The following is a 24,610-nucleotide window of genomic DNA, read 5'->3' on the forward strand; positions in this document are numbered from 1 at the left end:
GCAAGAATCGAGATCTTACACTTACAGCCCCTTTTTTAAATTATTTGCGCCACCGTGTACTGGTTTGAAAGCATTGGTGTGGGAGCGCGAGCTCGTTGAGGAGAATAGAGATAATGTCTGACGTGAAGAAGGTAGTGCTTGCCTATTCTGGCGGCCTGGATACTTCCGTAATCGTGAAGTGGCTTCAAGAAGAGTATAACTGTGAAGTGGTTACTTTTACCGCTGATTTGGGTCAGGGTGAAGAGGTTGAACCAGCTCGCGCTAAAGCTCAAGCGTTGGGTATTAAGGAAATCTACATCGAAGATTTGCGTGAAGAATTTGTCCGCGATTTCGTTTTCCCTATGTTCCGTGCTAACACCATTTACGAAGGCGAGTATTTACTTGGTACTTCCATCGCTCGCCCTTTGATCGCAAAACGTTTGATCGAAATCGCCAACGAAACGGGCGCTGACGCAATTTCTCACGGCGCGACAGGTAAAGGTAATGACCAAGTACGTTTTGAGCTTGGCGCTTACGCATTGAAACCTGGCGTTAAAGTGATTGCCCCATGGCGTGAATGGGATCTGACTTCCCGCGAAACCCTAATGGCGTACTGTGAAGAACACAATATTCCAGTGGATTTTTCCACTAAGAAGAAAAAATCCCCTTACTCTATGGACGCGAACTTGCTTCACATCTCTTTCGAGGGTGACCAGCTTGAAGATCCGTGGACAGAGCCAGAAGACGACATGTGGCGTTGGTCTGTGTCTCCTGAAGACGCGCCAAACGAAGCAACTTACATCGAAATCGGTTACGAAAAAGGCGACCCAGTTTCTATCAATGGTGAAGCTATGTCTCCAGCGACGATCTTGGAAACATTGAACAAGATTGGTGGCGCGAACGGCATTGGCCGCGTAGACATCGTAGAAAACCGTTTTGTTGGTATGAAAGCACGTGGTTGTTACGAAACACCGGGCGGCACGATCATGATGCGAGCGCATCGTGCAATCGAGTCGATCACGTTGGATCGTGAAGCGATGCACTTAAAAGATGAAATGATGCCGCGTTACGCAAAAATCATCTATAACGGTTTCTGGTGGTCTGAAGAGCGCCGTATGATGCAAGCGATGATCGATACGTCTCAGAAATACGTGTCCGGTACGGTTCGTCTTAAATTGTACAAAGGCAACGTAACAGTTGTTGGTCGTCAGTCTCCAAACAGCTTGTTCGATAGCTCTATCGCAACCTTTGAAGACGATGCTGGTGCATACGATCAGAAAGACGCAGCGGGCTTCATTAAATTGAATGCATTGCGCATGCGTATTGCCGCTCAGAAAGGCCGTGGCTTTTTAGACAGCGACAAATAAGCACTCGTTATTGATAGATAGAACGCTTTTAAAAACGCTCCATTCGTGACGAATTGGGGCGTTTTTTATTTTTGTACGATTGGTCAAGATTTATTGGCTCATTTGGCATAAAATGCGGATTCGTCTTATTTTTGTCGTCAGCGCTTATCTGTTTAAAGTGGCAAGATCGACAATATAATGAAAAGAATAACAGCCGACGTGCTCACCCTGAAGGAAGGGAATTATGACGATTTATAACTTTGGATCGATTAACCTCGATCACCTTTATCAGCTTGATCATTTTGTTCGACCAGGCGAAACCATGGCCTCAAATAGCTATCAGTGTTTATTGGGCGGGAAAGGGGCGAACCAGTCGGTTGCGTTAGCAAAAGCAGGCGCAAACGTGAAGCATGTGGGCGCGATACATCACAGTGACCAAGCCATTATTAAGCAGCTTGAATCGCTTGGTGTGGACACGGGGTTGATCGCCCAAATCGATGTACCGACAGGTCATGCGATCATTCAATTGAATCAAGAAGCAGAAAACTCGATTATCTTGTATCAAGGCGCAAACCATGCGCTGACGGAAGAACAAATTGATAATGTACTTTCTAATGCGAGTGAAGGCGATTGGGTATTGTTGCAAAACGAAACCAACCTGATCGAATACACCATGCGAAAAGCACAAGAGTATGGAGTTAAGGTGGCGTTTAATCCGGCACCGATGGACGCTGAATTGACTAAAAATGTATTGGATTTAGTTGATTTGTTAATTGTGAACGAAGTCGAAGCCATGGATTTGATCGGTACGTCTGATATAGACAGCACCATTGAAGCGTTTCCAAAGGCTTATCCTGAGCTTGCTGTATTGATGACGCTTGGCAAAGCGGGCGTTTGTTACTTTAACGGTAATGAGAAGTTATCGGTGAAGGCGTTCTCGGTGAAGGCCGTCGACACGACCGCAGCAGGCGATACTTTTATTGGTTTCTGTTTAGCGTCATTAATGAATGGCGATGACATTACGCGGTCAATCACTCGAGCTTGTGCCGCTTCCGCGATTTGTGTTACTCGATTGGGCGCCGCTTCTTCCATCCCAACACAAGATGAAGTGACAGCCTTTCTTGCTAAACAGAGTTAGCCAAAAAGAGTTAGCTAAAAACACTGTTCAAAAAAGAATTAGCCAAAAGCACTTAGCGAGAACTATTTAGCCAAAAACGTACCGTTAAAAGAGGAAATAAACATGGCGCGTAAAATTATTATTGATACAGATCCGGGCATAGATGACGCAATGGCGATTTTCTTTGCTTTTCAAGCACCGCAGCTTGATGTGCTAGGACTGACAACGACATTCGGTAATGTACCGGTTGAATTGGCAACACAGAATGCCATTACTCTGACAGAAATTGCGAAAGTCGATGTGCCTGTTGCTCAAGGCGTTTCGGTTCCTTTTGTGATCGCACCACGTCCTCACCCTGACTTCGTTCATGGTAAAGATGGTTTTGGTAATATCAATTGGCCAGCGCCAAAAGGCAAAGCGATTGATAAAAGTGCGGCGCAATTTATTGTCGATACCGTGCGCAAATATCCTGGTGAAGTGACCATTATTGCATTGGGCCCATTAGGTAACTTGGCCTCCGCTCTTATTTTGGATCCGGAAATTGCCAGCCTTGTTGATGAAGTGGTTCTAATGGGTGGCACCGCGATCGAATACGGTAATGTATCGCCAGTAGCAGAAGCCAATATTATGAACGATCCTCATGCGGCGGATGCGGTGTTCACCGCGTCTTGGCAAGTGACCATGATTGGCTTGGATGTGACGCATCAAGTCTTGCTGGATAACAATATCTTGGAGCGCATTAAGAAAGCCAATCCTACAGAAGGCGCGTTTTTATACGATTGCGCTCAGCATTACATTAATTTTTACAGCAGCCGTTTTGATATGGATGGCTGTTATTTCCATGATGCTTCGACCATTGCGTATGTGATGGACCCGAGCATCTTTGGTGTTGAACTGGGCGCCGTGCGTGTGGCGTGTGAAGGTATTGGTATTGGCCAAACTATCTTTGCACCACAAGGAATGGATTTTCCAGAGCCGCATTGGAATGATGTTCCCATGACGCAAGTTTGCATGGAAGTGGACAGCGAGAAATTGCTAAGTTTATTTGAGACGACTTTGTCTTAAGTGTTTTGTCTTTAATAGACAACTTATGAAAAGTTGCTAGTAAAAGGCATGAGACCGTGTTCTCATGCCTTTTTTATTGCAGAATCCAATCATTCTGCCGTTATGAATAAAAGGTGATTAAGCGCCTTTTGAAAAGAGAACAATTGAAATGAAATTATTAGTAAGAAACCTTGCGCGCAACACAACAGAAGAAGAGCTAAAAAGTTTGTTTTCTGTTCACGGAACATTGCAATCCTGTACGCTTGTTATGGACAAAGAGACTGGCGAATCAAAGGGCTTTGCGTTCGTTGAAATGCCAAAAGTTGGCGAAGCGAAAGTCGCCATCAAAACATTGAATGGCATGGACGTAGATGGTTCTAAAATTCGCGTTAAGAAAGCAGAAGACTTAGTGGAAAAAGAAGATAACGAGTCTGAGTAACGATTTCGACTGCTTTTTCGCGTTTTAACCTAGCTCATTTCTGCGATGAGCTAGGAATGAAAGTCGGCAAACGCTTTAATAAAGGCCAAGTCTTTGTCTGAAATAGTATGATAGGCAAGTTTAATATAGTGCTTATTGTGCTCATTAAATACATCAAGCTGCGGATCGCACAGTATCTTGATTGTCGTGGTTTCCCCTTCATGAATGGCTTTTATTTCAAGCTTCACCATTTTAGAACCCTGCAAACCTTCTGGTGTTTCCACTTCTATCATTTTTGTTGATATGTGAGTGCAATGCATTGGCATCATTTTGCCATTGGTTAAATAAAGAGAGCCTGTCCAAAAGCAACGAACATAAGGGGAATGTGAAATAGGCACAGGTAGCTATCCTTGTTGGGCTGAAGGCCCCAGAGTATGTAGGGTTTATCTATGAGCATTATTATAGTGCAAGATAGCAGAAGAGCGATAGCGGGAAAAAAATGATATGAATCAAGATGTTGTTAAAGACAACACCTCGATTCGAGTAAACGCAGTCCATTGTTAGGTTAAATGACTCAACTTTGCTGCTTAATGGTTTCGCCTAATGCATTAATGACGCTGTCAATTTCAGATTGCTCTGTCGTAAACGGCGGCGCCAATTGAATCGTATCCGCACCATAACGCACATAATAGCCTTTATCCCACATGGCCATGGCAATTTGGAAAGGGCGTTTTGCTGGCTCATTGCCCATCGGTGCAATGGTAATGCCTGCAGCAAAACCGTAATTGCGAATGTCGGTGATCATTGAGCTCGCGCCTTTTAGCTGGTGGACGCTGTTTTCCCACGCGGCACTCATGTTGCTGACACGTTCTATTAACCCTTGTTTCTTAATTTCTCCCAATGACGCCAAACCTGCCGCACAAGCGATAGGGTGCGCTGAATAGGTGTAGCCATGAGGGATTTCAAGCATGTAATCTTGGCCGCCCGTGTCCATAAAGGTATCGTAAATTTCCTGTTTGAACGCAACCGCGCCCATCGGAATGACACCGTTGGTCACTTGTTTCGCCATGGTGATCGCGTCAGGCACTACACCAAAAGCGTCAGCGCCTGTTTTTGCCCCCATACGACCAAACGCTGTAATCACCTCGTCAAAAATTAAGAGAATATTGTGTTGATCACAAATTTCACGCAAACGTTTTAGGTAACCTTGTGGTGGCACAATAACGCCTGCAGAGCCGGACATGGGTTCAACAATCACAGCGGCAATGTTCGACGCATCGTGCATCGTAATGAGATTAATCAGATCTTCAGCGCGTTCTTTGCCTTGTTCCGCCATGCCTTTAGAAAATTCAGTACCGGGGACTTGAGTGTGTGGCAGGTGATAAGACTCTAAGCCTTGTCCATATAAAGTACGGTTGGCGGGAATGCCGCCCACACTGAAGCCCGATACACTGGCGCCATGATAGCCTTTTGCACGGCCAATGAATTTTGTTTTCGTGCCCATGCCTTTTTTACGCCAATACGCGCGTGCCACTTTTAAAGCGGTGTCGACTGATTCAGAACCAGAGCCAGTGAAGAAAATTCGATTTAAACCTTCGGGCATAAACTGAGTAATTTGCTCCGCCAGTAAAAACGATTTTTCATGACCAAATTGAAACGCAGGTGAGTAGTCGAGGGTTTTCACTTGCTCAGCAACGGCTTCGTTAATGGCGGGAACGCTGTGGCCAAGGCCGCACGTCCATAAACCAGATAAACCGTCGAAGATTTTTCGGCCATCAAGATCCGTATAGTAGTGGCCTGACGCGGCGGTAATAATGCGAGGGTCTTTTTTAAACTGGCGATTGCCCGTATAGGCCATCCAATGTGCATCAAGTTGAGCTTGAGTTAGGCGTGATTTGGCAATGTTTGTCATGGAACCCTCACAATAATTAAATGAATTTAAAAGAGAGAATGCCGAGCGAGAAAGGTTTAATAAATTTGATGTTATTTATTCTTAGGTTAGCCTTTACTTAACTATAGGGAGCTAACTAAAGGGAGCTAACTAAAGAGAGCTAACTAAAAGGGGCCACTAAAGATGCTTAATAAAAGAGGGCGGACGTGCAGAGAAAGCTAGGTGGACGTTTTGTCTTTAAACTCACAAAGGTCTTCAATAATGCAGGCGTCGCATTTGGGTTTACGGGCTACACAAATGTAGCGGCCGTGAAGAATCATCCAATGGTGTGCGTCGAGCAAAAATTCTTTGGGCACAAACTTGAGCAGTTTCATTTCCACTTCTAACACGTCTTTTCCCGGTGCGACTTTGGTGCGATTACCAAAGCGAAAGATGTGCGTATCCACGGCCATGGCGATTTGTCGGAATGCCGTATTCAGCACGACATTCGCGGTTTTTCGGCCTACGCCAGGAAGTGCTTCAAGTTCTTCTCGTGTGTCAGGTACGACGCTGTTGTGTTTATCAATGAGGAGTTTGCAGGTTTTGATGGCGTTTTCGGCTTTGGCGTTAAATAAGCCGATGGTTTTAATATAGCTTTTTAAACCATCCACACCCAAAGCGTACATTTTTTCAGGCGTGTTGGCGACTGGGAACAGTTTGCGAGTGGCCTTGTTGACGCTAACGTCGGTGGCTTGCGCGGAAAGCAGAACGGCAATCAAGAGTTCAAACGGTGAGTTGTATTCTAACTCGGTCACGGGATTTGGGTTTTCGGCTCGTAAGCGAGAAAAAATCTCGTAGCGTTTTTCTTTATTCACCTTGAATGGCCTTTATTTATTTTAATCGTCTTATTGTAATCCCCCCTCCCAACCTCCCTCTTAGCAGGGGGAGGAGCTTAGAACTTTTGTGTCTTTATTCCCTCCCCTTATCTTTAAGGGGAGGGTTAGGGTGGGGTTGTTATTTTTAGTTTATCAAAAGAATTAGCTTGCTTGCCCTGTCACTCGAACCCGCTTGGATTCGCTTGGACCGTCTTGTGCTTTTTGCACAGCAAGGCGTTTCTTTTCTCGTTCATCCAGATAGTTTTTTCCTGCGATGAGCAGGCCAAGCCCAATAAATGCGCCGGGCGGTAAAACAGCAAATAATACATTGGGGTAGTTTTCGAAGACGACCCATTTCCAATGAATGGCCATATCACCAAAGAGTAAATGCATGTCTGAAAACAAGGTGCCTTGACCGATCAGTTCACGCATCGCGCCCAATGTTACCAAGATCACCATGAATCCTAATGCCATCATAAAGCCATCCAATGCAGAAGGCAGTACGGGGTTGCGGCTGGCAAAGGCATCGGCGCGGCCTAAAATCGCACAGTTGGTCACGATGAGCGGAATGAAAATACCAAGGATCTGATACAGCTCGTAGGTATAAGCTTGCATAATGAGTTCGATGCACGTGGTGAAGGAAGCAATGATCATCACAAACGCTGGCAAGCGTACTGCATCAGCCACATAATTACGAATTAACGACACCGCAATGTTTGAGCCAACCAAAACCACCATGGTCGCAAGACCCAAACCTAATGCGTTCACTACGGTGCTCGTAACCGCCAGCATAGGGCATAAGCCAAGTAACTGGACCAATGCGGGGTTGTTTTTCCAAATGCCGTTATAAATGATTTCAGCGTAATTGGCGCTAGGGCCGCTGTCTTGCGTGGATTCGTCTGTGGTGACTTCGGCGCTCATTTTCATCGAATTATCCTAACGCGCAAGCAGCGCATCTTTGTTTTTTTCAAAATAAATTAATGTATTTTTGACCGCGCGAACAACAGCGCGAGGGGTGATTGTTGCCCCAGTGAATTGGTCAAATTTACCACCGTCTTTTTTCACGGCCCAGCCTTTTAGGGCTGGATTGCTTAGAGACTTATTCGCAAAGCTTAAAATCCACTTGGATTTTTTGAGATCGACTTTATCGCCAAGCCCAGGTGTTTCTTTGTGACTGATGACTCGGCTTCCGGTTACGACGCCATTTCTATCGATGGCAACCAGCAAGTCTAAATTGCCGTTATAACCACGTGGTGCGATGGTTTCGAAAATAATACCAGTAACCATATTGTCTTTTCGAGCGATGTGAATCTTGATGCCTTCTTCGCTGCCCAGTAAAGGGTCGGCGGCTAAGGTCGCTACATCTTGAGTTAAGTCGTTTTCATACAAATCCGCAGGCAGTATTTCATTGAACGCAGCGATTTGCGCGCCAAGTATATTGTCCTTGATTGTGTGGTCAGTGAGCTGATGCGTAATGGCGATCAGACCTGCTGTTAACACAGCAAAAATGCCCAAACCAAGACTATTACGTCGAACAGAGGCAAATAATTCCATTAGTTATCTTCCCCAATTTTAAGGCCCGTTTTGGCTTTTTTATGACCGTAAGTTCTTGGTTGTGTGTAGTAATCGATCAATGGTGCGGCGAAATTCATCAGCAAAACACCGAAAGCCACGCCATCAGGGTAACCGCCCCAAGAGCGAATAATGTAAATTAAAATGGCAATGCCAGCGCCGTAAATCAGCTTGCCACGGTTACTGGTACAAGACGACACAGGGTCAGTGGCGATAAAGAAAGCCCCAAACATCGCGGCGCCAGTCGTCAGATGGAACAGTGGCGTGGCAGTATTGTTTGGATCAATAAGATGAAACACAGTGGCCATCACAAACAGGGCCGCCAACAGCGCTACTGGTGTGTGCCAAGTGATAATGCGCAACCAAAGCAAGGCCAAACCACCGGCAAGATACGCCAGATTGACCCACAGCCAGCTGTTTAGGCTGGCCGCTTGTAATGCAGGAATCGTACTGAATGCCGTTTGGCTGTCTAATAAATCTTTGTGTTTAAAGCCATCTAACGGCGTCGCCATGGTGTAGGCATCGACCGCAGGAAGATGGTGGAAAATAGCCTGAAGACTTTGCATGAAAGACAAGGTGTTGCCGGACGCAATGATGTCTTGTACGCCGAGCCATTGGCTCATTGGAACCGGAAATGACACCAAAACAATCGCATAACCTACCATGGCAGGGTTGAATGGATTATTGCCCAAACCGCCATAAAGTTGTTTGGCGAAAATGATCGCAAAACCCACAGCCGTTACCGTTACCCACCAAGGTACGATCGGCGGCAATGCAACGCCCAACAAAACGGCAGTGAGCAGTGCGCTGTAGTCCTTTAAGAAAAAGCCGACGGCACGACGACGTATGGCCAATATAGCGGCTTCACTGGCCAATGCCGTGATACAAGCGATCACCAAGTTGATTAACGTGCCCCAGCCAAATAGCCAAGATTGCACAATAATGCCAGGAATGGTCGCTAAAATGACCATTTGCATCACCCAAGCTGTGCGATGTCCTGCGCGTTGTGTATGGGGTGAAGTAATCCTCAATAATGCCATCGAACGATTCTCTTACGTATTGTCTTGCGAATGAGTGAGTTGCGCTAACAAGGCTTCGGCGTCTTGTTGTTTTTGACGTGTGGCCTCTATTTCTTGCTGAATGTATTCAGCGTCTTCAGGCGCACTTTCTAAGCGCTTGGTTAATTTGTTGATTTGCGCCTTCGCCATGGCGGCGGCTATTTTTTGTTTTTTCACCTGAGTGGCCACATCTGCTTCAGGCGTTGCAATAGATTCGGCCTTTGCTTCGACTTGCTTAGGTTCTGGCTTGGCTGATTTGACTGTCGCAGTGTCGCTGTTTGCACCTTGTTCTTTTTCAAGCGTAGCGAGCTTGTCTTGCGCGTCGGCAAGCTTTTGTGGCCATTCTGACGCCTTGATTTCGGCTTCGTCTTTGCCTTGCTCTTTCAAGAGGGTGATGTTCTTTTCGGCCTTTTTGATGCCCGCTTTGGCAATGGCGAGGTCAATTTTTCGTTTCTTCGCGGCATCGGCGTCAGCAGGCGCAGCCGGTGAAACCGTCGGCGCTGTGGTGATAGGTGCCGCCGTTTCTTGTTCCTTTTCAAGAGCCGCGAGCTTATTTTGCGCCTCGATCAGCTTTTGTGGCCATTCCGATGCCTTGATTTCGGCTTCGTCTTTGCCTTGCTCTTTCAATAGGGCGATGTTCTTTTCGGCCTTTTTGATGCCTGCTTTGGCAATGGCGAGATCGATTTTGCGTTTCTTCGCGGCATCGGCGTCAAGGTTTGTCGCAGTCTCGTTTGTTTTAGCCGTTGGTTGAGCCGCTGTCGAAACAGGATTCAGGAGCGCTTTCTCTAGATCGTCTGCTCTTTTTTGTGCTTCTTGTAATTGCTGACGAATAGCATCGATTTCTGGCGCTTGAATTTCTTCTGCTTTCTTAAGGGCTTTCTCGACTTTCTTCACGGCTGCTTTGGCGATGGCGGCGTCAATTTTGAGCTTTTTCAAGTCGTCACTAATGGCGGCTTTTGGTGCGGCGGCGGCAGGCGTACTCGCGCCTAATGCGCTTAACGCGGCCTGTGCCTTGCTTAAATCGGCTTCAAAACTGGCGACTTTGTCTTTAAGTTCCTGATCGTCTGGCGTGGCTTCTAGCTGTTTCTGTACTTTTTTCAGCTTCACGCCAATCAGAGCGACATCGATCTTGGCTTTTTTCAGTTCGTCGCTAACGGGCGCTTTTGCAGCGGCCGGTGCTTGAGCGGGTGTGGCAGCGGGCGCTGTTTTTGCTAGTTGTTCTTCCAATGAGGCGACGTTCTTTTCTTGCTCGCTGACATGGAGTTGAAGTGCGTTGATGTCTTCAACATGCTCCGCTTCTTGCGCTTCAAGCAATTGCTTCTGTAATTTTTTCAGTTTGGATTTGCCGATCGCAATGTCCACTTTTAGCTTTTTCGTATCATCACTGATTGGGGCTGCCGTTGGGGCCACTTTCGCAGGCGCGGCTTTCTTGTCGCCAGCGGATTTGCTTGGCGCGGCTTTTTGACGAGCAAGGCGTTTTGCCTCTTTTTCAGCGGCTTCGGCGTCTTGACGCGCTTTGCGTGCTTCGAAACGCTGCTTCGCCAAATCGGCTTTCACGTTCGATTCACGGGCTTCGCGAATGCTGCTTTTTGAGTGGCGGTAATATTGCACCAAAGGAATGCTGCTTGGGCAAACATAAGAGCAGGCACCACATTCAATGCAGTCGAATAAGTTGTGATGCTCGGCTTTTTCGTGTTCTTGGCTTTTGCTGAACCAAAGTAATTGCTGAGGTAACAGACTGGCAGGGCAGGCCTGTTCGCACATGCCGCAGCGAATACACGCTTGTTCTGGTGCGGGCGCAGGCAGCTCTTTTTTGCTGGCGGCCAAAATACAGTTACTGGTTTTGACAATTGGCACCGCGGCGGAATCCAATGTGTAGCCCATCATCGGGCCACCCATCACCAATCGGTGCAGTTTGTCAGCAGCGGAGTCGGCGTAATCTAATAGATGCGCAACTGGCGTGCCGAGTAATACTTCAACGTTTTGCGGTGCGTTTAATGCATCGCCGGTCAAGGTGGTAAATCGTGAAATCAGTGGCTTGCCAAGGTAAATTGAATCGTGAACCGCGACACAAGTCCCGACGTTTTGGCAAAGGATGCCGATGTCCGCTGGGTATTGTCCGCTGGGTACTTCTTTGCCGGTGAGCAATTGGATTAGCTGTTTTTCACCGCCAGAAGGGTATTTGGTTGGCACAACGGCAAGTTGAATTTTGCTTTTGCGCTGAGTGATTAACGCTTTTAGCGCCGCAATGGCCGTTGGTTTGTTGTCTTCAATACCAATGACGACATTGTCTGCTTCTACCAAGTGTTGGAGTATTTCAATGCCCAACACCAATTCTAAGGTTTTCTCGCGGATCAGCATGTCGTCTGCGGTGATATAAGGTTCGCATTCTGCCGCATTGATAATGAAATGCGTCAGTGGATTTTTGTGAGCGCCTTGCAGTTTTACTTGCGTCGGAAAGCCAGCGCCACCCATGCCGACAATGCCCATTTCGGACAAATAGGCGAGCACGTCTGTGCGGCTGTTTTCTTGCCAGTCGTAGAGAGGCGCAAGCGTGGTCCAAGTGTCTTGTCCATCGGGTTTGATCACAATGCAAAGATCGCTTAGACCAGACGGATGAGCAATCAATCGCTCTTCAATGGCGGAAACAGTGCCAGACGTTGGCGCGTGTAAAAAGCTGCTTAGAAAACCGTTGTTAATGGCAATGGTTTCGCCTTTTAACACGCTGTCACCCACTTTGACTAAAGGGCGAGAGCTTTGACCTATGTGTTGTCCAAGCGGCAGAATAAGCTCGCGTGGTAGGCTTGGTTTGCCCAATGGCAGTTGCAGTGATTGGGCTTTGTTTTCAGGTGGATGAATGCCACCGTGAAACGAAAAAATAGTCGCAGTTTGCATTAGTGAACCACCTCCGCTTGGCGGTCAGTAGCAATAATGTTCAGCGAGGTTTCCGCGATGCCTTGCGGTTTGTTCCATGTCCAAGTTTTTGCTGTCACGCCGACTTCTACCATATCTATACAATCTACAGGGCAAGGTTCTACGCACAGGTCACAGCCGGTACATTCGTCGGCAATCACGGTGTGCATTTGCTTTGCCGCGCCTAAAATAGCGTCAACAGGACAGGCCTGAATGCATTTAGTGCAACCGATGCATTCGTCTTCACGAATCACCGCCACACGTTTTGCGGTTTCTGTGCCGTGGTCACCGTCTAATGGAATGGCTTCGACGTCTAATAAGTCGGCCAAAGCTTGAATGGTCGCTTGCCCGCCAGGAGGGCAATGGTTAATGGCTTCACCATTGGAAATGGCTTCGGCATAAGGTCGGCAACCGGGATGACCACATTGACCACATTGAGTTTGCGGAAGAATGGCGTCGATTTGGTCAACAATAGGGTCGCCTTCTACATGAAAGCGAACATTGGCGTAACCCAGAATAGCGCCAAAAATAAGCGACAACAGCACCAAGATTCCGATAGCGAGTAAAACGGTCAACATAACGGCTCCTAAATCTGCACTAGGGCGGTAAAGCCCATGAAGGCAAGCGCCATTAGACCAGCGGTAATCATGCCAATCGCAGAGCCTTTAAACACCGTTGGTACGTCTGCTACGTTAATGCGTTCGCGCATGGCAGAGAACAGAATCAATACGAAAGAAAACCCCACCGCCGCGCCGAAGCCATACAAAATGGATTCGACAAAACCGTTTTGCTTACTGATGTTTTGCAGCGCCACGCCCAATACAGCGCAGTTGGTGGTGATAAGCGGTAAGAAAATACCAAGGACACGATAAAGAAGCGGGCTGGTTTTACGCACTACCATTTCAGTGAACTGCACGACAACGGCGATCACCAAGATAAAGGAAATGGTTTGCAAGTACTCAAGACCAAAGGGCTGGAGTATATAGGTGTAAGTGAGATAACTACACAGGCTCGACAGCGTTAAAACAAACGTCGTTGCCATGGCCATGCCAATGGAGGTTTCCAGTTTCCCAGACACGCCCATAAAAGGACAAAGTCCCAAAAACTGTACCAGTACAAAGTTGTTAACCAGAATGGTACTGACCAGTATTAGGAGATATTCAGTCATCTCAAGTCCAAAAAAGTATTCGATGAGTTCAAAGAGTAGAGGCGAATGCGCCTATATACCAAAGATCGTAACTATACCAAGTAGCTTATAACTATTAAAACTAAAAGAGGCTGAAATATAGTCCGATTTAGAATATAGATAATAGGATTTCATTATATAGATTTTAATTATGCTAACGGTAAAACACTGAGGCTCCACTTATTAAGAATGATTCTCAACAAATGGAGCCACATCATTACAACCATTTCGCGTGTTACATCACGCGTTGGCCAGGTTTCGCACCAGCATGCGGTTCTAGAAGGTAAATCTCTTCACCACCAGGGCCAGCGGCCAACACCATGCCTTCGGACAGGCCAAATTTCATTTTGCGTGGTGCAAGGTTAGCCACCATCACAGTGTGTTTGCCTTCCAAATCTTCTGGCTTATAAGCGGACTTAATACCAGAGAACACAGTGCGTGTTTCGCCACCGATGTCCAAGGTCAATTTTAGTAACTTATTGGCTTTTTCAACATGCTCGGCTTTAACAATCAAAGCGATGCGCAAATCGACTTTGGCGAAGTCATCGAAATTGATTTCTGCTTCGATTGGCTCTTTGCTCAGTTCCGTTTCGACTTTTGTTGGTTGCGCGGCTTCTTTTGTGGCGGCTTCTGCAGCGGCTTCTACCTTGCCTTCTTCGATGATGGCATCAATTTGAGTTTGCTCAATACGGCCCATAAGTGGTTTGAATTTGTTGACTGTCTTGCCAAACAACAATTCGCTGCGGTTGTCCCATGTTAACGCTTTGCCAAGGAACGCTTCGGCGTCGGCCACCATGTTCGGCATGACGGGCTTCAAGTAGGTCGCTAAGATGCTGAACAAGTTCAAGGCAACCGTACAAACGTCCTGAACTTTTGGCAAGGTTGCTTCGTCTTTTGCCAATACCCAAGGCGCTTGAACCGCAATGTATTCGTTTGCGACGTCGGCAAGGCGCATGATTTCACGAATCGCTTTACCGTATTCACGGCTTTCAAAATGCTCAGCAATCACGTCGCCTGCGTCGATGAAAGACTGGATCATTTCCGCTTCGCTCACGTCACTAGCCAATTGACCATCGAACTTCTTGTTGATGAAGCTCGCTGTACGGCTCGCGATGTTAACCACTTTACCCACCACGTCAGAGTTTACGCGCTGCAAGAAATCGCCTAGGTTAAGGTCGATGTCGTCAACACGAGAATTCAGTTTTGCGGCGTAGTAGTAACGCAAGTATTGCGGGTCCAAATGCTTCAAATAAGTACGTGCTTTAATAAAGGTGCCGCGCGACTTAGACATTTTTTCGCCGTCTACTGTGACATAACCGTGTGCATTGACCGCGGTTGGTGTGCGGTAGCCAGCACAGTCCAACATCGCAGGCCAGAACAAGGCATGGAAATTGATGATGTCTTTACCGATGAAGTGGTAAAGCTCGGCGTCAGAGTCTTTGCCCCAGTAATCGTCAAACTCTAAGCCTTCGGTACGATCACACAGGTTTTTAAAACTCGCCATGTAGCCAATTGGCGCGTCTAGCCAAACGTAGAAATATTTGCCCGGTGCGTCTGGAATTTCAAAGCCAAAGTAAGGCGCATCACGACTGATGTCCCATTCTTTCAAACCAGAATCCAACCATTCCGCGAGTTTGTTCGCCACTTGGTCTTGCAGAGTGCCGCTGCGCGTCCATTTCGCTAGGAAGTCTTGGAAGTCTGGTAGCTTAAAGAAATAATGCTCAGACTCTTTTTCAATGGGTGTCGCGCCAGAATAAACGGAGCGAGGGTTGATCATTTCCATTGGCGTGTAAGTCGCAGAGCAGACTTCACAGTTGTCGCCGTATTGGTCTTCTGCTTTACACTTAGGGCAAGTGCCCTTGATGAAGCGATCAGCAAGGAACATTTCTTTTTCAGGGTCGTACGCTTGTACGATAGAACGAACCGCGATTTTGCCATTGTCACGAAGGGCAGTGTAAATGCTGTTTGAAATTTCACGGTTTTCGTCAGAATGCGTGGAATGGTAGTTGTCGTAACCAATCAAAAAATCATTAAAGTCGGCCATGTGTTCTTGGCGAACGCCTTCAATGAGTTCTTCTGAGGTGATGCCATTTTGAGCGGCTTTGATCATAATCGCCGTACCATGAGCATCGTCTGCACAAACCGCAGTACAAAGATGGCCGCGCATTTTTTGAAAACGCACCCAGATGTCCGTTTGGATGTGTTCCAGCATGTGCCCCAAATGGATAGAACCATTTGCATAAGGAAGGGCGCTGGTGACTAAAATTTTGCGTTGCGATTGAGCCATTTTTGATAAGCCTGCTGGATTAAAAAAGGTCGGATATTCTATCAATAATTAGGGGCTGATGACGAACAATTAAAAAGCCTAAAACACGGATAGTACGAAGAGTGCGTAATTATAAGACCCAGAGGCCAGTGTGCAAGGGTTAGGCTTGCTTTTCCGCAATTTGCCCCCACACTTGGCTCATAATATAAATTTATTCTTATCACGGCCTTATTAGGAGCTTTGAATGCAAACCGACGCCCAACTACAGGCAACATTAGAATCTCTGATCGACAACAACAGCGATCAGCCGTACGGCGCTGTTTGGACTCTGCTAAGCGACGACAATCGTCTGCATATCACGCTGACGTTGGGGTATCCTGCCCAACAAGAGCATGCCTCGCTCGAAGCGCGTCTTAAAAGCGAGCTAGGTGAAAGCCGAGAGATCGTATTAGACATTGAGCACAAAGTAGAAAGCCACGCGACACAAGGCAACATCGCTGGTTTAAAAGGCGTGAAAAACATCATCGCTGTGGCGTCTGGAAAAGGCGGCGTCGGTAAATCCACCACCACCGTCAACCTCGCCCTTGCTATGGCGAAAGAGGGGGCTCGTGTTGGTATTCTAGATGCCGATATCTACGGCCCAAGCCAAGGCATGATGATGGGCTTCGCCGAAGGCACTCGACCTCAAGTGCGCGAAGACAAGTTTTTCATCCCGCCAACGGCCTACGGCGTGCAAGTCATGTCGATGGCGTTTTTGACCACCAAAGACACGCCCGTGGCCTGGCGTGGCCCAATGGTTACAGGCGCCTTGATGCAAATTTTGACGCAAACCGATTGGGATGATTTGGATTACCTTTTCATCGACATGCCGCCGGGTACCGGTGATATTCAATTGACCTTGGCGCAAAAAGTGCCAGTCGCTGGTTCCGTCATCGTGACAACACCGCAAGACATCGCCTTGCTTGACGCGCGTCGCGGCATTGAAATGTTCAACAAAGTGAAAATCCCCGTGTTGGGCGTGGTCGAAAACATGTCGACGCACATTTGTTCTAATTGCGGCCATCATGAAGCGATTTTCGGCGACGAAGGTGGCGCCAGCCTAGCGAAAGAATACAATGTTAATGTCTTGGGCAAACTGCCACTAAGCTTGGCCATTCGTGAGCAAAGCGACGCGGGCAAACCGATTGTTGTGAATGCACCAGAAAGTGATACCACCGCGATTTATCAGTCGATTGCACGCAAGCTTGGTGCTACCCTTGCATCCCAACAAGACGATCAATTCACCATGCCGACCATTGGCATGAGCGATGATTGAGTAAAGACGTCGCCCCGAGCGATTAAACAGTCGATTAAGGAAAAGTAATGCGTTTGTGTGACCGAGATATCATCAAAGCCCTAGACGAGGGTTCTATTGTTATAGAACCTCGCCCAGATAACAGCGTCATCAGCGGCGTGTCCGTTGATTTACGATTGGGCAACTCGTTTCGTGTCTTTCAAGGTCACCCAGCGCCGTATCTTGATTTGAGCAGTTCAAAAGCGGATCTCAGCAAAGTCATTGAATCCGTCATGAGCGAAGAAATTCTTGTCGACGACGGCAAACCTTTCTTCATTCATCCGGGTGAACTCGTGCTTGGCGTCACCAAAGAATCCGTCACCGTGCCTGACTACCTAGTCGGCTGGCTCGACGGCCGTTCATCCTTAGCGCGCCTTGGCTTAATGGTTCACGTTACCGCACACCGCATCGACCCAGGTTGGAGCGGCGGCATCGTTCTGGAATTCCTCAACGGCGGTAAACTACCCATCGCCCTAAGCCCAGGCATGACCATCGGCGCCATCAACTTCGAAACCATGTCAGGCTCCGCCGATCGCCCTTATAACAAACGTGAAAACGCGAAATACAAAAACCAAACCACCGCAGTGGGTAGCCGGATTTCAGGCGAGAACTAGTTTTTCATTGCAAATTGGTTATTTTAAGAAAGAGGCCTCGGTCTCTTTTTTTGTGTCTAAATTCCCTCCCCTTATGTCTTCCAAGGGGAGGGTTAGGGAGGGGTTAATCTTGAGATCTTCAACTCTGTTTGTTACTTCTCAGCGCTTCCTAGTTTGCAAGCTTGGTTCCGCTCTGCTGAGCGGGCTAGTTCCTTCCCCTTTCTTCAAGGGGAAGGTTAGGATGGGGTTATTTCTTCTTCGGGCTATCGCCCAAACGTCTCATTCACTTTGTTTTACATCACGTCTTGCAAGACGATTTTTATCGTAAGGCATAGATTGTTTTTGATGATATGAGGAGGTGCATTTTTAACTGACCCTGAAACTCCATAAAGTCGCGCAACTTCGTCGCGTCGAACAGACTTCTTCGTAACTAATCGTAGGGCGCGATGAGGGAGGTACGACCGTGATCCGCCGTTGAAAGCGAAGCTTTAATTTTTTAGGAGCAGCATCTTTTCGACTATGGTTATAGTTTGATAAAAGCTTTGACCTAGCAATAACGAATGCATACGATTAGATCATGATGTCTAAAAATAGATAATTATTTATAAACTCAAGAGATTTTCGCTCAATGGATATTACATTTAATAATTTAGGCCCTATAAAACAAGCTAATCTTATTTTGGGTGATTTAACTATTGTTTGTGGTAAGAATAATACTGGTAAGACATACATCACTTATGCCACCTATGGTTTTTTAGATTATTGGCATAAAGATTTATCTGTTGACATTCCCAGTGATATTGTTACTCAAGTAATGGATAAAGGGGCAATAACTGTAGGGATTGAAGTTTTTGCTAAAGATGCGGATAAAATATTGACAGAAGCATCTTTTTCTTTTTCACAACATATTGATAAGGTTTTTTCGGGAAAAGAATCACTTTTTGATAAATCTTCATTATCTGTAAATGTAGATAAATCTAAAGATTATAGGCTTAATAGTGTTAGTTTTCAGGCTGGATCTGCTACTAGAACTTTTTTAGAAGTGAAGAGTGACGCGGGCGACGATAATTTAACTATTTCATTATTAGTAGATAAAAGTTCTGAGGATTTACCTCCCCGCTCTTTTATTGAAAATATGATAAGCGCAGCTGTTCGTGAGTTAGTTTTTAAAGATAAAGTCCCAAGGCCATTTATTGCTAGTGCAGAACGAACTGGCGCAGCTATTTTTCAGAAAGAATTAGATTTCACTAGAAGTCGTTTGGTGGATATGTTAGGCGATAAAGATTCGAAATTTAGTTACTCTAAATTACTTGGTGGGTTTAAAAATGAATACCCCATCCCTGTTAAAAGAAATATAGATTTCATTAGGAATCTACCAAATATTAAAAATAAAGAGAGTTTTTTTGCAAAAAAACATCCTGAAATATTAGGATGTTTTAAAGATATTATTGGTGGTGAATATAAAGTATCGAAAGATGATGAAATTCAATTTATTCCTGATAATAATCGTCGAATAAAGTTATCGCTAGTTGAGAGTTCTAGTGCAGTGCGTTCACTATTAGATATAGGGTTCTATTTGAGACATGTAGCTCAGGTTGGTGATATTCTTATTGTTGATGAGCCTGAGTTGAATTTACACCCTGAAAATCAGCGGAAATTAGCTCGACTTTTTGCTATGTTAGTGAATCACGGAATTAAAGTTTTTATTACAACTCATAGCGATTATATTATAAAAGAATTTAACACTTTGATTCTTTTGAATAATAGTGGTGATCGTTTGAAATCTTTAGCAAAGCGCGAGAAATATAGCCCTGTAGAGCTTTTAAGTGGCGAAAAATTGAGTGTTTATGTTGCTAAGGAATCTTTGGTTTCAATTGAGGGACAGAAGCGAAAATCTCGTTGTCATACATTAGTGAAAGCCTTAGTATCAAATGAAAGTGGAATAGCTATAGAATCTTTTGATAATACAATTGAAGATATGGCTCGTATTCAAGATGAAATTGTTTGGGGGGAATGATAGGTGGCTGATATGGATGTTCTTAACCAGATGATAAAAGATATAGCTAAAATTTCACTTCAGGATCATTATGACAGAAAGAAAGTCGTACTTATTGAACATGGAACTACGGACTCATCATTAGAGCTGCATAATGTGCCAAATGATGCAATAGTAATAGATATAGATAGTAATTTTAATAATGGAAAAATTTTCTCAAATAGTAAGGGGGAATGCAAAAGAGCAGATTATATAATTGTTTCAGAGGAAAAGAAGGTAGTGGTTTTTATTGAAATGAAGAAAGGGGCTTCTGATACTAGTGATATTATCAAGCAATTAAAAGGTAGTTTTTGTTTGTTTAAATATTGTCAGATTGTTGCAAGTGATTTCTTTGGGCAGGCTGATTTTATGAGTAGTTATAGTCTTCGTTTTGTGGCATTTAAACACGTTAATTTAGAAAAAAGAAAGACCAGAATTACTAGGTATACTGCTTCTCATGATAAGCCAGAGGATCTAATGAGGATTTCTTGGGCGAGTACTATACAATTTACAAAGATCATTTAAGTCGAGATCTGATCATACCTTCATTTTTACTATCATATATCTGTCTTTGACTCCGAGTTTCATAATAACCCCCTTCGAATCAGTCCCGATTGCGCGACCCTATGGAGTTTCAGAGTCATTAACGGAAAGGATCCCTTGAACAGCAAAACCAATCTATGCCTTACGATATAAGTCGTCTTGCTAATCAGGATGCTAAGTAAAGTGAATGAGACGTTTGGGCGATAGCCCGAAGAAGAAACTAACCCCATCCTAACCTTCCCCTTGGAAGACAAAAGGGGAAGGGACTAAGCCCGCGCCCAGCGGAGCGGAATGAGCTTGCAGCTCAGAGTCATTGAGAAGTAACAAATATACTTGAAGGCCCAAAGAACAACCCCTTCCTCCGCCTTCCCCTTGGAAGGCAAAAGGGAAAGGGATTAAGCCCGCGCCCAGCAGGGCGGAATATGGGGCGGGAATCCAAAGTGTTTGAATCGAACCCAATTTGCTCACCTCCCCGCTAATCGTTATTATCCAGCCCATCTAAATTCACGAAGTGCCCCAATCTATGCGTTTGTTAAAGTCGTCTATCCATCCCAGTCTTGAGTCTCTCGATCAATCCTCTTTTTTACGCCTTGCTGCTCGTGGGATTATTTTAAAAGGCGAGGATGTTTTGATGCTGTATACCCAGCGTTACGATGATTACACCTTACCGGGTGGTGGGATTGATGAAGGCGAGAATCAGGCGGAAGGTTTGATCCGTGAGTTAACGGAGGAAACGGGGGCGCGGAATATTCGTAACGTCGAGGCGTTCGGTTTGTATGAGGAGTTTCGGCCTTGGAATAGGGATGGTTTCGATGTCATGCAGATGAAGTCTTACTGTTACACCTGTGAGATTGACGAACAATTAGGCGAGACGAGCCTTGAGGATTATGAAGTCAAAAATGGTATGAAACCGGTGTGGATTAATGTTCACGATGCCATTAAGCATAATCTCGATACGATTGAAAATAGCGACAAAAAAGGCATGTCGATTGAGCGGGAAACCTTTTTGTTGTGCTTGATTAGGGATGAGTTATTGACGGTTGTAAGCTGACAGGTTGACGAGCGTCGTTGCTGTCTCTATTTAAAATAAGCCTTTCCCTTGAATAAAGGGAAAGGCTTATTTTTTGTTAGACTGACTACATGGGTTCAAACACAGAACCTAAGCTCGGTACAAAAAGTTTGTTGTACATGCGGCTAGCGTAGTCGTCGGTCATGGAGGCCATGTAGTCGCAGATAATACGAAGTCCATTTTCGCCTCGTTCTTGGCTTTTCTGCCATTCGCTGGCGATTTCTCTAGGGAGTAATCGACTCGGATCGGCGGTGTAGGCTTCAAACATTTCTAATAACATTTGCTGGCCTTTGTAGACGAGCATTTGCACTTCTGGCCGTTGGATGATGTGCTGCATTTCAAACTGTTTTAACAGGTTTAGTGCTTGTCGTTGGCCTTCTGGTAACCCGACTTGAAAGCGCAGTAATGGGTGTTCAAAGTGGGTGTTTTCCACGACTTGGCAAGAGGTGATAAACCAGCTGACTAGGCTGCCAATGGCTTCTTTACGAAGATGGCTTTGCCGACTAAAAAGTTGCGTGCGTATGCTGTTTAGGTTTTCGGCTAAGTATGGTGACGCGAGCGCAGCAAGTTTGGGTTCTAGGTGTTCCAGCCATGTGTCTTTGGTGACCATGCCTAATACGATGGCGTCTTCTAGATCATGTACGCCGTAGGCGATGTCGTCGGCGAGATCCATGATGCTGGTGTCGAAGCTCGCATGGGTGGCTTTTGCGTGGCTATTCGGCTGCTTGCGTTGCACGGTTTGCAGTAACGTTTTATCGGCTTGGCTGAAAGGCTCCAGTATCCAATCCAGCAGGTTTTGTTCTTCTTGATAAACGCATTTTGGCGGCGCCCAATTGGAGGCTTTGAATTGGCGAAAGTTGGACGGTTTTTCTGGGTATTGTCCAACGACAGTGGCGTGCAAAACAGGGTATTTTAAAATCCCAAGCAAGGTTCGGCGAGTCACGTCCATGCCGTACGTCGGAGAATAGGAGCCACGTTTGCCTAAAATGCGTAATGATTGCGCGTTGCCTTCAAAACCACCATGGGATTGCATCATGTAGTTGAGCGCCACTTCGCCACCGTGGCCAAAGGGAGGGTGGCCAATGTCGTGGCTGAGGCAGACGGTTTCAATTAAGGCGTCGTCCGCCAGCCATTTTTGGAAGTCCGCTTCTTTTGGTGAGCTGTGTTTAAGCTGGTGGACAATGCCATTGCCAATTTGAGCCACTTCTAATGAATGTGTTAAGCGTGTGCGGCTGTAGTCATTTTGTCGAATGGCAAGAATTTGAGTCTTGGATTGTAAGCGACGAAAAGCAGCGCTGTGAATGATGCGAGCGCGATCTCTTTGATAAGGCGTGCGGTAGTCGTTTTCACGAGATTCTTGGTGGCCAGATTGTCTTTCGTGCCAAGGTAACATCTCATCTTGTGCGGTAGCCATGTTGGTAATCCAATTGTGTCAATAATTATCAATCTTTCACGAAAACACGATGTAGGTCAATGTTCGTAAAAAAGGCCTTGGGCATAATAGCGTCTACTATAAGGAATCTTTATGTTTAATACACAGCATCTCACGACATTTAAGGCCTTGGTTGAAACAGGAAGTTTTACCCAAACGGCCAAGAAATTGGGGCTAACGCAGCCAGCGGTTAGTCAGCATATTCAAAAGTTAGAACGAGGATTGGGGGAGTCGTTGTTGATTCGTCGTGGTCGTACGACCGAGATGACGGAAGCAGGTAAGGTTTTACTTCGCCATGTGAAAGAGTTAGAAACGTGTTACGACAGTTTCACCAGATCATGGCAAGCTTGTGTTTGTGCAACACCAAGTAGTGACAAGGATGAAAACAAAAATGGCTGATGCATATCAGCCATTTTTATGAAAAATCACGGTTTACTGTTGCGCCGTCGGTATTAAATTACCAATGTGCAAACCGCATTCTTTGTGTTCAGATTCTTCCCACCACCAACGACCTTCTCGTTCATGCTGATTCGGTAAAACAGCGCGAGTACAAGGCTCGCAACCGATGCTCGTAAAGCCTTTTACGTGCAGTTCATTGTACGGGACATCAAACATTTTGATGTAGTTCCAAACGTCTTCCGATGACCAGTTCGCCAGCGGATTGAATTTGAACAGGTCTTTTTCATCGGTACTAAACGCGCTGTCTTTTTCGGCAAACGCCAGAACGTTACGAGTGCCAGGGCTTTGATCTTTGCGTTGGCCGGTGATCCAAGCGTTGAGCGTGGCCAGTTTGCGTTTAAGAGGCTGAACTTTACGAACCCCACAACACTCTTTATGGCCATCTTCAAAAAAACTAAACAGACCTTTTTCTTGGGTGAAACGTTCAAGCGCTTCACGATCAGGTGAAAGTATGTCGATTTTAATATTGTAGTGTTTTCGGACTTGTTCGATATAACGGTAGGTTTCAGCGTGTAAACGACCGGTATCAAGTGAGAATACTTTTACGTTTTTGTTCGCTTTCACAGCCATGTCGATCAATACAACGTCTTCGGCGCCGCTGAAGGAGATGGCAATATTATCGAACGCTTTCATCGCGTTATGGATGATTTTTTGTGCTTCGTCTTCTTTGTTGTTGGCAATGAAAGACGCTAAATCAAATGCAGACATAGGTGGTGAACCCTGTTCTAAGTTACGTTGGTTGTACCATATCAAGTTGCAGGCACGAAGGAAAAGACGAAAGAACGCTAACCTTATAATGGTTAATAAAGGTGCTTCATAATGGTGTTTAAAATGGACTTAAAAGCGGTTCAGCGGATGTGTCTGGCCAAGGTTTGATAAAGCCCATACAGAATGCCAGCGGTGACGCCCCAGATACGAATTTCTTGGTATTCGATTTCGAAATAGCCGCGTGAAATAGCGTCGAGTTTTTTCTTTTTAAAGCGATAGTTTTCGGGAGTAAGTAGGTGTCGTAAAGGCACCCAATGGACAGACTTTACTTCGTCTTCACACAGGCTCAATTCACTTTTCCGTGTCATTTCTGCCACGATGGGTTTGATGCAATACCCAGACAAGGTGCAATACTCGCCCAGTTCACCGAGTAGGTCGAAACAGTCTGGCGCGAGGCCGACTTCTTCTAGAGTTTCGCGTAATGCGGTGTATTGGATGCTGGCGTCATCGGGGTCATGTTTTCCCCCAGGGAACGCAATTTGTCCGGGATGATTGCGCATGTGCAAGGCGCGTTGAGTAAGGAGAACATAGAGCTCTCCATCTTCAGGTTCGCGCCAGATTGGGATTAACACAGCCGCGGAACGATAGTCTAGATCATAACCACTGGGGAACATTTCTTCGTCGGGGTTATGAATTTGTTGTGCGTAAGGCGCTTTGTCTAAAGCTGCGCGAATGTCATCCAAGCTCAAGTTTATGGGAGGAGCACTTAAAAACTGCTCAATGTCAGACATGAT

24 protein-coding genes are annotated in these 24,610 nt (G+C 45.9%); 10 read left to right on the top strand and 14 right to left on the bottom strand.

Features of this window, described 5'->3' with window-relative positions; genetic code table 11:
• The first annotated feature begins 113 nt into the window (after positions 1 to 113).
• From D104_RS20150 to D104_RS20165, 4 genes are all read left to right on the top strand, one after another.
• Positions 114 to 1,346, top strand: a complete 1,233-nt coding sequence (locus tag D104_RS20150; RefSeq protein ID WP_024022425.1) for an argininosuccinate synthase — start codon at positions 114 to 116, stop codon at positions 1,344 to 1,346.
• 223 nt (positions 1,347 to 1,569) lie between these two features.
• On the top strand, positions 1,570 to 2,463 hold the full coding sequence (locus D104_RS20155) for a ribokinase (RefSeq protein ID WP_024022426.1): 894 nt from the start codon (positions 1,570 to 1,572) through the stop codon (positions 2,461 to 2,463).
• Between the two features lie 102 nt (positions 2,464 to 2,565).
• Entirely contained in the window at positions 2,566 to 3,507 is a 942-nt protein-coding gene (locus tag D104_RS20160; RefSeq protein ID WP_024022427.1) for a nucleoside hydrolase, read from the top strand.
• A gap of 148 nt (positions 3,508 to 3,655) precedes the next feature.
• Positions 3,656 to 3,925, top strand: a complete 270-nt coding sequence (locus D104_RS20165) for an RNA recognition motif domain-containing protein (RefSeq protein ID WP_024022428.1) — start codon at positions 3,656 to 3,658, stop codon at positions 3,923 to 3,925.
• Between the two features lie 50 nt (positions 3,926 to 3,975).
• Here the strand turns inward: D104_RS20165 and D104_RS20170 are convergent, their stop codons facing one another.
• The 10 genes from D104_RS20170 to metG all read right to left on the bottom strand — a co-directional run bounded on the left by D104_RS20170 (position 3,976) and on the right by metG (position 15,665).
• Complete coding sequence (locus D104_RS20170) at positions 3,976 to 4,302, bottom strand: hypothetical protein (RefSeq protein ID WP_024022429.1); 327 nt, start codon at positions 4,300 to 4,302, stop codon at positions 3,976 to 3,978.
• A 176-nt stretch (positions 4,303 to 4,478) separates the two neighbouring features.
• Complete coding sequence (locus tag D104_RS20175) at positions 4,479 to 5,816, bottom strand: aspartate aminotransferase family protein (RefSeq protein ID WP_024022430.1); 1,338 nt, start codon at positions 5,814 to 5,816, stop codon at positions 4,479 to 4,481.
• A 197-nt stretch (positions 5,817 to 6,013) separates the two neighbouring features.
• A complete protein-coding gene (gene nth, locus D104_RS20180) occupies positions 6,014 to 6,649 on the bottom strand; it encodes an endonuclease III (RefSeq protein WP_024022431.1) in 636 nt (211 codons plus the stop codon).
• A gap of 162 nt (positions 6,650 to 6,811) precedes the next feature.
• Positions 6,812 to 7,570: an electron transport complex subunit E gene (locus D104_RS20185; RefSeq protein WP_051997723.1), complete on the bottom strand. Its 759-nt coding sequence runs from the start codon at positions 7,568 to 7,570 to the stop codon at positions 6,812 to 6,814.
• 15 nt (positions 7,571 to 7,585) lie between these two features.
• A complete protein-coding gene (rsxG, locus tag D104_RS20190; RefSeq protein ID WP_024022433.1) occupies positions 7,586 to 8,203 on the bottom strand; it encodes an electron transport complex subunit RsxG in 618 nt (205 codons plus the stop codon).
• Positions 8,203 to 9,261: an electron transport complex subunit RsxD gene (gene rsxD / locus D104_RS20195; protein WP_024022434.1), complete on the bottom strand. Its 1,059-nt coding sequence runs from the start codon at positions 9,259 to 9,261 to the stop codon at positions 8,203 to 8,205. Before rsxD ends, rsxG begins: the two co-directional genes overlap by 1 nt.
• Positions 9,262 to 9,273: 12 nt before the next feature.
• Positions 9,274 to 12,174: an electron transport complex subunit RsxC gene (rsxC, locus tag D104_RS20200; protein ID WP_024022435.1), complete on the bottom strand. Its 2,901-nt coding sequence runs from the start codon at positions 12,172 to 12,174 to the stop codon at positions 9,274 to 9,276.
• Positions 12,174 to 12,770 (bottom strand): electron transport complex subunit RsxB, encoded by a 597-nt coding sequence (rsxB, locus tag D104_RS20205; protein WP_024022436.1) that lies wholly within the window; start codon positions 12,768 to 12,770, stop codon positions 12,174 to 12,176. The genes rsxC and rsxB overlap by 1 nt, the downstream gene beginning before the upstream one ends.
• 8 nt (positions 12,771 to 12,778) lie before the next feature.
• On the bottom strand, positions 12,779 to 13,360 hold the full coding sequence (gene rsxA / locus D104_RS20210; RefSeq protein WP_024022437.1) for an electron transport complex subunit RsxA: 582 nt from the start codon (positions 13,358 to 13,360) through the stop codon (positions 12,779 to 12,781).
• A gap of 253 nt (positions 13,361 to 13,613) precedes the next feature.
• Positions 13,614 to 15,665 carry a methionine--tRNA ligase gene (metG, locus tag D104_RS20215; RefSeq protein ID WP_024022438.1) on the bottom strand — a complete coding sequence of 684 codons (2,052 nt, stop codon included), beginning with the start codon at positions 15,663 to 15,665 and terminating at the stop codon, positions 13,614 to 13,616.
• 223 nt (positions 15,666 to 15,888) lie between these two features.
• Here metG and apbC point away from each other — a divergent pair, with 223 nt between their 5' ends.
• The 4 genes from apbC (at position 15,889) to D104_RS20235 (ending at position 20,130) form a co-directional block, all read left to right on the top strand.
• Complete coding sequence (apbC, locus tag D104_RS20220; protein ID WP_024022439.1) at positions 15,889 to 16,959, top strand: iron-sulfur cluster carrier protein ApbC; 1,071 nt, start codon at positions 15,889 to 15,891, stop codon at positions 16,957 to 16,959.
• A 47-nt stretch (positions 16,960 to 17,006) separates the two neighbouring features.
• Positions 17,007 to 17,591 carry a dCTP deaminase gene (dcd, locus tag D104_RS20225; RefSeq protein ID WP_024022440.1) on the top strand — a complete coding sequence of 195 codons (585 nt, stop codon included), beginning with the start codon at positions 17,007 to 17,009 and terminating at the stop codon, positions 17,589 to 17,591.
• A 607-nt stretch (positions 17,592 to 18,198) separates the two neighbouring features.
• Complete coding sequence (locus tag D104_RS20230; protein ID WP_024022441.1) at positions 18,199 to 19,587, top strand: AAA family ATPase; 1,389 nt, start codon at positions 18,199 to 18,201, stop codon at positions 19,585 to 19,587.
• Between the two features lie 3 nt (positions 19,588 to 19,590).
• A complete protein-coding gene (locus tag D104_RS20235; protein WP_152531129.1) occupies positions 19,591 to 20,130 on the top strand; it encodes a hypothetical protein in 540 nt (179 codons plus the stop codon).
• Between the two features lie 249 nt (positions 20,131 to 20,379).
• Here D104_RS20235 and D104_RS20240 read toward each other — a convergent pair whose 3' ends face one another.
• Positions 20,380 to 20,607, bottom strand: coding sequence for a hypothetical protein (locus tag D104_RS20240; RefSeq protein ID WP_152531130.1), 228 nt, complete (start codon positions 20,605 to 20,607; stop codon positions 20,380 to 20,382).
• A 64-nt stretch (positions 20,608 to 20,671) separates the two neighbouring features.
• Here D104_RS20240 and D104_RS20245 point away from each other — a divergent pair, with 64 nt between their 5' ends.
• Entirely contained in the window at positions 20,672 to 21,199 is a 528-nt protein-coding gene (locus tag D104_RS20245; protein ID WP_024022444.1) for an NUDIX hydrolase, read from the top strand.
• A gap of 85 nt (positions 21,200 to 21,284) precedes the next feature.
• On the opposite strand, the gene D104_RS20250 is transcribed toward D104_RS20245, so the two are convergent.
• Positions 21,285 to 22,631, bottom strand: coding sequence for an anti-phage deoxyguanosine triphosphatase (locus D104_RS20250; RefSeq protein WP_024022445.1), 1,347 nt, complete (start codon positions 22,629 to 22,631; stop codon positions 21,285 to 21,287).
• Positions 22,632 to 22,742: 111 nt separating this feature from the next.
• Here D104_RS20250 and D104_RS20255 point away from each other — a divergent pair, with 111 nt between their 5' ends.
• Positions 22,743 to 23,048: a LysR family transcriptional regulator gene (locus tag D104_RS20255; protein ID WP_024022446.1), complete on the top strand. Its 306-nt coding sequence runs from the start codon at positions 22,743 to 22,745 to the stop codon at positions 23,046 to 23,048.
• Between the two features lie 33 nt (positions 23,049 to 23,081).
• Here D104_RS20255 and D104_RS20260 read toward each other — a convergent pair whose 3' ends face one another.
• Positions 23,082 to 23,816 carry a phosphoadenylyl-sulfate reductase gene (locus D104_RS20260; protein WP_024022447.1) on the bottom strand — a complete coding sequence of 245 codons (735 nt, stop codon included), beginning with the start codon at positions 23,814 to 23,816 and terminating at the stop codon, positions 23,082 to 23,084.
• Between the two features lie 140 nt (positions 23,817 to 23,956).
• The gene (locus D104_RS20265) at positions 23,957 to 24,607 is read right to left on the bottom strand and encodes an NUDIX hydrolase (RefSeq protein ID WP_024022448.1); all 651 of its coding nucleotides are present in this window, start codon (positions 24,605 to 24,607) and stop codon (positions 23,957 to 23,959) included.
• Positions 24,608 to 24,610: the final 3 nt, after the last annotated feature.

The organism is Marinomonas profundimaris, assembly GCF_000508165.1.
Taxonomy (GTDB): Bacteria; Pseudomonadota; Gammaproteobacteria; order Pseudomonadales; family Marinomonadaceae; genus Marinomonas; species Marinomonas profundimaris.

Bases quoted from the DNA above. Each gene is read 5' to 3' on its own strand.
- D104_RS20185 (WP_051997723.1), bottom strand. From the start codon at position 7,570: ATGAGCGCCGAAGTCACCACAGACGAATCCACGCAAGACAGCGGCCCT.
- rsxG (WP_024022433.1), bottom strand. From the start codon at position 8,203: ATGGAATTATTTGCCTCTGTTCGACGTAATAGTCTTGGTTTGGGCATT.
- rsxD (WP_024022434.1), bottom strand. From the start codon at position 9,261: ATGGCATTATTGAGGATTACTTCACCCCATACACAACGCGCAGGACAT.
- D104_RS20175 (WP_024022430.1), bottom strand. From the start codon at position 5,816: ATGACAAACATTGCCAAATCACGCCTAACTCAAGCTCAACTTGATGCA.
- D104_RS20250 (WP_024022445.1), bottom strand. From the start codon at position 22,631: ATGGCTACCGCACAAGATGAGATGTTACCTTGGCACGAAAGACAATCT.
- D104_RS20165 (WP_024022428.1), top strand. From the start codon at position 3,656: ATGAAATTATTAGTAAGAAACCTTGCGCGCAACACAACAGAAGAAGAG.
- D104_RS20260 (WP_024022447.1), bottom strand. From the start codon at position 23,816: ATGTCTGCATTTGATTTAGCGTCTTTCATTGCCAACAACAAAGAAGAC.
- rsxB (WP_024022436.1), bottom strand. From the start codon at position 12,770: ATGTTGACCGTTTTACTCGCTATCGGAATCTTGGTGCTGTTGTCGCTT.
- D104_RS20265 (WP_024022448.1), bottom strand. From the start codon at position 24,607: ATGTCTGACATTGAGCAGTTTTTAAGTGCTCCTCCCATAAACTTGAGC.
- D104_RS20255 (WP_024022446.1), top strand. From the start codon at position 22,743: ATGTTTAATACACAGCATCTCACGACATTTAAGGCCTTGGTTGAAACA.
- D104_RS20230 (WP_024022441.1), top strand. From the start codon at position 18,199: ATGGATATTACATTTAATAATTTAGGCCCTATAAAACAAGCTAATCTT.
- metG (WP_024022438.1), bottom strand. From the start codon at position 15,665: ATGGCTCAATCGCAACGCAAAATTTTAGTCACCAGCGCCCTTCCTTAT.
- apbC (WP_024022439.1), top strand. From the start codon at position 15,889: ATGCAAACCGACGCCCAACTACAGGCAACATTAGAATCTCTGATCGAC.
- D104_RS20155 (WP_024022426.1), top strand. From the start codon at position 1,570: ATGACGATTTATAACTTTGGATCGATTAACCTCGATCACCTTTATCAG.
- D104_RS20160 (WP_024022427.1), top strand. From the start codon at position 2,566: ATGGCGCGTAAAATTATTATTGATACAGATCCGGGCATAGATGACGCA.
- D104_RS20150 (WP_024022425.1), top strand. From the start codon at position 114: ATGTCTGACGTGAAGAAGGTAGTGCTTGCCTATTCTGGCGGCCTGGAT.
- dcd (WP_024022440.1), top strand. From the start codon at position 17,007: ATGCGTTTGTGTGACCGAGATATCATCAAAGCCCTAGACGAGGGTTCT.
- rsxC (WP_024022435.1), bottom strand. From the start codon at position 12,174: ATGCAAACTGCGACTATTTTTTCGTTTCACGGTGGCATTCATCCACCT.
- D104_RS20245 (WP_024022444.1), top strand. From the start codon at position 20,672: ATGCGTTTGTTAAAGTCGTCTATCCATCCCAGTCTTGAGTCTCTCGAT.
- rsxA (WP_024022437.1), bottom strand. From the start codon at position 13,360: ATGACTGAATATCTCCTAATACTGGTCAGTACCATTCTGGTTAACAAC.